The sequence below is a fragment of the Bradyrhizobium sp. CCBAU 11386 genome (assembly GCF_028128955.1).
In the GTDB taxonomy this organism is placed as follows: domain Bacteria; phylum Pseudomonadota; class Alphaproteobacteria; order Rhizobiales; family Xanthobacteraceae; genus Bradyrhizobium.
Window position 1 is genome coordinate 21,229 of sequence record NZ_LBKA01000185.1, and the last position, 6,302, is coordinate 27,530.

Below are 6,302 nucleotides of genomic sequence, written 5' to 3' on the forward strand. Positions count from 1 at the left end.
GGGCATCCAGTACGCCGCGGCTTCTCGGATCAAGCATTGCGGCCTCTGGAATACTGGATTGCCCGCCTTCGCGGGCAATGACACCGAGGGTGGGACTAAGAGCGGACCCCACACCCTCACCATCTGGAACGTGCCGCCCAGCTATAAAATTTCGGCATGACAGGTCACGCCAGATGCGAAGGCAACGCGGCCCGCATCTGTTCTACGACACGGCATCTAACTCAACTTGATGTCCCAGACCCCTTCCTTGCGGCAGGCGGCGACTTCCTCGCGCAGGAGCGCGGTGATGGCCAGCGAGGCCGTCGAGGCCGGGCGGTCGATCGGAGAAGCGAAAATGAGCTCGCGCGTCATCGGCCTGGACACGACAGCGGTTTCCAGCCGCCCGTCCGCGACCTCGCCGTGGACCGACGAGGGCGGCAGCAGCGCGAAACCGAGCCCCTCCTCCACGAGGCTCGTCAGCACGCGAAACGAATCCGCTTCGAGCTGGACGTTGAGCTTGATCTTGCGCTGGGCGGCCGCGTGCTCGATCAGCGCACGGAGGCCGTGCGAATGACTGGGCAGCACCAGCCGCTGCCGCAGCAGCCAGCCGACATCGACGCTCTTCTTGCGCGCGAGGCCGCAGCCGCGCGGGCCGACCGCAACGATGTTGTCGCGGCCGAGGCTCTGCACATTGAGGTGCAGATCGGCCGACCGGCCGTAGAGGATGGCGAGATCCATCTCGCCGCGGTGCAGCCATTCGACGAGGTGGCCGCTGTAGCTCTCGACGATGCGCAGCGAAATGCCGGGAAATGTCTCGACGCAGCGCCGCGCGAAGCGCGCCGACAGCACTCAGCTCACGGTCGGAACCAGGCCAAGCACGACCTGGCCGGACGGCGGCCCCTTGGCCGACTGGATGTCGTCGCGGATCTGGTCGATCTGCCGCACGATGCCGGACGTGCGGGCGAGCAGAAGCCGTCCGGCCTCGGTCAGCACCATGCCGCGACCGTTGCGCGTGAACAGCTCGACGCGCAGCTCGTGTTCCAGAAGCTTGATCTGGCGGCTCAGCGCCGGCTGCGCCACGCGCAGCGTGTCGGACGCCTTGGAGAGGCTGCCGAGCTCCGCCACACAACTGAAGGTCCTGAGCTGCCGGAAATCCATGCTTGCCAATCCTGGAAGGCTACTCCATACGCTATAGCAAATGAGCATAGGGGGCTGGCGTTGTTTTCACAACGCCGGAGGATCGGCCGGCGTTATCTTAACTGCGGTACCGAACGGGAAACGCCATGAGTGAAGAACACCACACCGAAGATCACGCCGACATCCGCGAAGCCGTCGCAAAGCTCTGCGCGCAGTTTCCCGGCGAATACTGGCGCAAGCTCGATCGCGAGATGGCCTACCCGAAGGCCTTCGTCGACGCGCTGACCGAGGCCGGCTATCTCTCGGTGCTGATCCCCGAGGAATATGGCGGCGCGGGCCTGAAGCTTTCCGCCGCGGCGGCGATCCTCGAAGAGATCCAACGCGCGGGGTGCAACGGCGGCGGCTGCCACGCCCAGATGTACACGATGGGCACGGTGCTGCGGCACGGCAATGCCGAGCAGAAGGCAAAATATCTGCCGAAGATCGCGAGCGGCGAATTGCGCCTGCAGGCCTTCGGCGTCACCGAGCCGACCAGCGGCACCGATACCTCCTCGCTGAAGACCTTTGCGCGCAAGGACGGCAACGACAGCTACATCGTCAACGGCCAGAAGATCTGGACCAGCCGCGCCGAACATTCCGACCTGATGGTGCTGCTGGCGCGCACCACGCCGAAGGAGCAGGTCAAGAAGCGCACCGACGGCCTTTCCGTGTTCATCGTCGACATGCGCGAGGCCAAGGGCAAGGGGCTGGAGATCCGCCCGATCCGCACCATGATGAACCACGCCACCACCGAAGTGTTCTTCACCGACATGAAGGTGCCGGCGGAGAATTTGATCGGCGAGGAAGGCAAGGGTTTTCGCTACATCCTCTCCGGCATGAATGCCGAGCGCATCCTGATCGCGGCCGAATGTGTCGGCGACGCCAAATGGTTCATCGCGAAGGCCACGAACTATGCCAAGGAGCGCGCGGTGTTCGGGCGGCCGATCGGCCAGAATCAAGGCATCCAGTTCCCGATCGCGAAAGCCTACGCCTCGATGCGCGCGGCCGAGCTGATGGTGAAGGAAGCGACGCGCAAATACGAGGCCGGGCTCGACTGCGGCGCCGAGGCCAACATGGCCAAGATGCTCGCGGCGGACGCGTCCTGGGAAGCGGCGAATGCCTGCATCCAGACCCATGGCGGTTTTGGATTTGCCGAGGAATACGACGTCGAGCGCAAATTCCGCGAGACGCGGCTCTACCAGGTGGCGCCGATCTCGACCAATCTGGTGCTGTCCTTCGTCGCCGAGCACGTGCTCGGCATGCCCCGCTCGTACTGAGGCAGCAATCATGGGAGCACTTGACGGGATCAGGGTGATTGCGGTCGAGCAGGCGGTCGCGGCACCGTTCTGCTCCTCGCGCCTGGCGGATGCCGGCGCGGAAGTCATCAAGATCGAGCGGCCCGAAGGCGATTTCGCCCGCGGCTATGACGCGGCGGCCAGGGGCCAGAGCAGCTATTTCGTCTGGCTCAACCGCGGCAAGCAGTCGGCGGTGGTCGATCTCGCAACGAAAGAAGGCTGTGCCGAACTGGAGAGACTGATCGCGGGCGCCGACGTGCTGATCCAGAACCTCAAGCCGGGCTCGATGGACAAGCTCGGCTTTTCGCGCGAGCGGCTCTTGAAGGACTATCCGAAGCTGATCTCCTGCACCATCACCGGCTATGGCGACGAGGGCCCCTACGCGCACCGCAAGGCCTATGATCTGCTGATCCAGGCCGAGAGCGGGCTGGCCTCGATCACCGGCAATCCCGACGGCGCCTCGCGCGTCGGCATGTCCATCGTCGACGTCGCGACCGGCGCCACCGCGCATGCGGCGATCCTGGAGGCGCTGATCGCGCGCGGGCGCACCGGCAAGGGCGCCGATATCCGCATCTCGATGTTCGACGTGATGGCGGACTGGTGCACCGTGCCGCTGCTCAATTCCGAGGCCGGCAATCCGCCGAAGCGCATGGGCCTGCGCCATCCCTCGATCGCGCCCTATGGCGTGTTCACCTCGAAAGACGGCAAGGACATCCTGATCTCGATCCAGAGCGAGCGCGAGTGGAAGACGCTCTGCGTGAAGGTGCTCGATCAGCCGGACCTGCCCGCCGATCCGCGCGTCGCCAACATGGTCGAGCGCGTGCGCAACCGCGATTTCACCGACAAGACGGTGGCGGATGCCTTCGGCAAGATGACGCGCGACGAACTGCTCAAACGCTTGTCGGACGCCGACATCGCGTTTGCCGAGGTCAACACCATGGCCGACCTCACCAACCACCCCCACCTGCGCCGCATCGAGGTGGACACGCCGAACGGCCGCGTCAGCTATCCCGCGCCGGCGCCGATCATCGTCGGCGAGAGCCGCGCTTACGGTGCCGTGCCTGCCATCGGCGAACGTCCATCCAAGAAATAACAAGAGCGAGGCGTCATGACCGAGAAGCTCGACATCGATCATCTCAGGCAATGGATCGGCCGCAGCACGGAGGCCACCGACATCGTCACCGCGCAGCTCGTGAAGGGCCTGCGCGCGACGCTGTTCCAGGAGGTCGGCGAGCCCAAAAAGGGCGACGCCGCGCCGTTTACGGTGCACTGGTGCTTGGCGCAGCCGGTGTTTCCGATGGCGATGCTGGGGCCCGACGGCCACCCCACGCGCGGCGGCTTCCTGCCGCCGGTGCCGCTGCCGCGCCGGATGTGGGCCGGCGGCGAGATCGAATTTCTGGAGCCGCTCTGCGTCGGCGATGAATCGACGCGGACCTCGCGCATCGCCGATGTCACGGTGAAATCAGGCTCGACCGGCACGCTGTGCTTCGTCGCGGTCGAGCACACCGTGACCTCACCGCGTGGCGTCGCCATCCGCGAGCGGCAGGACATCGTGTATCGCGAGATAACGAGTGGCGCGCCTGCCGGCGCCAAGGCCCCGCCTCCGCCGCCCAAGGCGCAGCATCGCGAAACGCATGTGTCCGATCCGGTGCTGCTGTTCCGCTACTCGGCGCTGACCTTCAACGGCCACCGCATTCACTACGACCGCGACTACGTCACCAAGGTCGAGGGCTATCCTGGCCTGATCTTCCACGGCCCGTTGCAGGCGGCGCTCATCATCGAGATGGCGGCGAAGCTCCACGGCGGCAAGGCGCCGAAGAAGTTTACCTATCGCGGGCTTCAGCCGCTGTTCGAAGGCACGGAGTTCTCCATCAACGCCAACGAGACCGAGGCGGGCATGGAGCTGTGGACCGCGAATGCGGAGGGACAGCCGACGATGAAGGGCACGGCGGTGTGGTAGCGGCGACGCCATCATTGCGAGCGGCGACGCGACGATCTAGACCCTCACCCTGAGGAGCGCGCCCTTCGCGCGCGTCTCGAAGGGCGAGGCCACCAGCCGGGCCTTCATCCTTCGAGACGCGCGAAGACGCGCTCCTCAGGATGAGGAATTAACAGGGGACGGAAACCATGGCCAAGAACGGCAAGACCGGCAGCAAGTCCGTCACCGTCAAGCAGGCGACAATCGACCTGCTGCGCGCCTTCGGCATCAAGAAAATTTTCGGCAATCCCGGTTCGACCGAGCTGCCGTTTCTCAGCGACTGGCCCGACGACATCGACTATGTGCTGGCGCTCCAGGAAGCGAGCGCGGTCGGCATGGCCGATGGCTACGCCCAGGCGACGCGCAATGCCGGCTTCGTCAATCTGCATTCGGCCGCCGGCGTCGGCAACGCGCTCGGCAACATCTACACCGCGCATCGCAACCAGACCCCGCTCGTGATCACCGCGGGCCAGCAGGCGCGCTCGATCCTCCCCTTGCAGGCGTTCCTCTATGCCGAACGCGCCTCGGAGTTCCCGCGGCCGTACGTCAAATACAGTGTCGAGCCGGCGCGGCCCGAGGACGTGCCGGCCGCGATCGCGCGCGCCTATTACACCGCGATGCAGCCGCCATGCGGGCCGACCTTCGTCTCGATCCCGATCGACGACTGGACACATGCCACAGCGCCGATCGAGGCGCGCAAGGTCAGCCGCGAGATCGGCCCCGAGCCGGAGGCAATGAAAGCGCTGATTGCCGCACTCGGCTCCGCAAAGCACCCTGCCCTCGTCGTCGGCCCCGGTGTCGACCGCGCCGGCGCGGTCGATCTGATGGTGCGCGTCGCCGAGAAGGCCAAGGCGAGCGTCTGGGTCAGCCCGTTCTCGGCGCGCTGCTCGTTCCCCGAGCGACATCCGCAGTTCGCGGGCTTCCTGCACGCTTCACCCGCGCAACTTTCCGATGCGTTGCGCGAGCACGATCTCGTCGTCGTGGTCGGCGCGCCCGTGTTCACCTTCCATGTCGAAGGGCATGCCGCGATCTTCGACGGCGGCGCGACGATCTTCCAGATCACGGACGATCCGGATGCCGCAGCCGTGACCCCGGTCGGCACCAGCATCGTCGCCACGATGAAGCCGGCGCTCACCATGCTGCTCGACCTGCTGCCGGAGAGCAAACGCGCGACGCCCAAAGGCCGCACGCTGCCGCCGGCGCCGCAGGCCGCCGATCCGCTGCCGGTCGAATTCCTGCTGCATTCGCTATCGCAGGCAATGCCGGACGGCACATCGCTGGTCGAGGAAGTACCCTCGCACCGGCCGGCGATGCAGAAGTTCATGCCGATGCGCGGCCAGGACAGCTTCTACACCATGGCGAGCGGCGGCCTCGGCTATAGCCTGCCGGCCGCGGTCGGCATGGCGCTCGGCAAGCCGAAAAGCCGCACCGTGTGCCTGATCGGCGACGGCTCGGCGATGTATTCGATCCAGGCGCTGTGGACCGCCGCGCAACGCAGGCTGCCGCTGACCGTCGTCGTCATCAACAATTCAGGCTACGGCGCGATGCGCTCGTTCAGCCAGGTGATGCAGGTGAGGAACGTGCCCGGGCTGGAATTGCCGGGCATCGACTTCGTGCGGCTCGCCGAAGGCATGGGCTGCCATGCGGTGCGGGTGAGTAAGGCCGCAGAGCTCGGCGAGGCGCTGAAGCGCGGGATGACGTACGAGGGCACGAGCCTCGTGGAGGTCGTCGTGGATTCGGCGGTGCCGGTGCTGTACGGGCAGAAGCATTAGGGGGCGCTCCAACCGCATCGTCGTCCTGGCGAAAGCCAGGACCCATTACCAACGCCGGAAGTTTGGCGAAGACTGGTAACTACGATCCAGTCCACAACTACG

The 6,302-nt window shown here is 65.9% G+C and carries 4 protein-coding genes and 1 pseudogene; 4 read left to right on the forward strand and 1 reads right to left on the reverse strand.

Going from position 1 to position 6,302, the window contains the following annotated elements:
• Positions 1–216 precede the first annotated feature (216 nt).
• Positions 217–1,137, reverse strand: a pseudogene (locus tag XI09_RS12565) (LysR substrate-binding domain-containing protein).
• 125 nt (positions 1,138–1,262) lie between these two features.
• Between XI09_RS12565 and XI09_RS12575 the strand changes: the two are divergent.
• The 4 genes from XI09_RS12575 to mdlC all read left to right on the forward strand — a co-directional run bounded on the left by XI09_RS12575 (position 1,263) and on the right by mdlC (position 6,200).
• Positions 1,263–2,432, forward strand: coding sequence for an acyl-CoA dehydrogenase family protein (locus XI09_RS12575; protein ID WP_271567117.1), 1,170 nt, complete (start codon positions 1,263–1,265; stop codon positions 2,430–2,432).
• Between the two features lie 10 nt (positions 2,433–2,442).
• Positions 2,443–3,543 (forward strand): CaiB/BaiF CoA transferase family protein, encoded by a 1,101-nt coding sequence (locus tag XI09_RS12580; protein ID WP_271567118.1) that lies wholly within the window; start codon positions 2,443–2,445, stop codon positions 3,541–3,543.
• A gap of 15 nt (positions 3,544–3,558) precedes the next feature.
• Positions 3,559–4,410 carry an FAS1-like dehydratase domain-containing protein gene (locus tag XI09_RS12585; RefSeq protein WP_271567119.1) on the forward strand — a complete coding sequence of 284 codons (852 nt, stop codon included), beginning with the start codon at positions 3,559–3,561 and terminating at the stop codon, positions 4,408–4,410.
• A 167-nt stretch (positions 4,411–4,577) separates the two neighbouring features.
• Complete coding sequence (mdlC, locus tag XI09_RS12590) at positions 4,578–6,200, forward strand: benzoylformate decarboxylase (RefSeq protein ID WP_271567120.1); 1,623 nt, start codon at positions 4,578–4,580, stop codon at positions 6,198–6,200.
• Positions 6,201–6,302 lie beyond the last annotated feature (102 nt).

What these genes read in the sequence shown, in the direction of transcription:
- XI09_RS12575 (WP_271567117.1), top strand. Translation starts at nt 1,263, where the DNA reads ATGAGTGAAGAACACCACACCGAAGATCACGCCGACATCCGCGAAGCC.
- XI09_RS12580 (WP_271567118.1), top strand. Translation starts at nt 2,443, where the DNA reads ATGGGAGCACTTGACGGGATCAGGGTGATTGCGGTCGAGCAGGCGGTC.
- XI09_RS12585 (WP_271567119.1), top strand. Translation starts at nt 3,559, where the DNA reads ATGACCGAGAAGCTCGACATCGATCATCTCAGGCAATGGATCGGCCGC.
- mdlC (WP_271567120.1), top strand. Translation starts at nt 4,578, where the DNA reads ATGGCCAAGAACGGCAAGACCGGCAGCAAGTCCGTCACCGTCAAGCAG.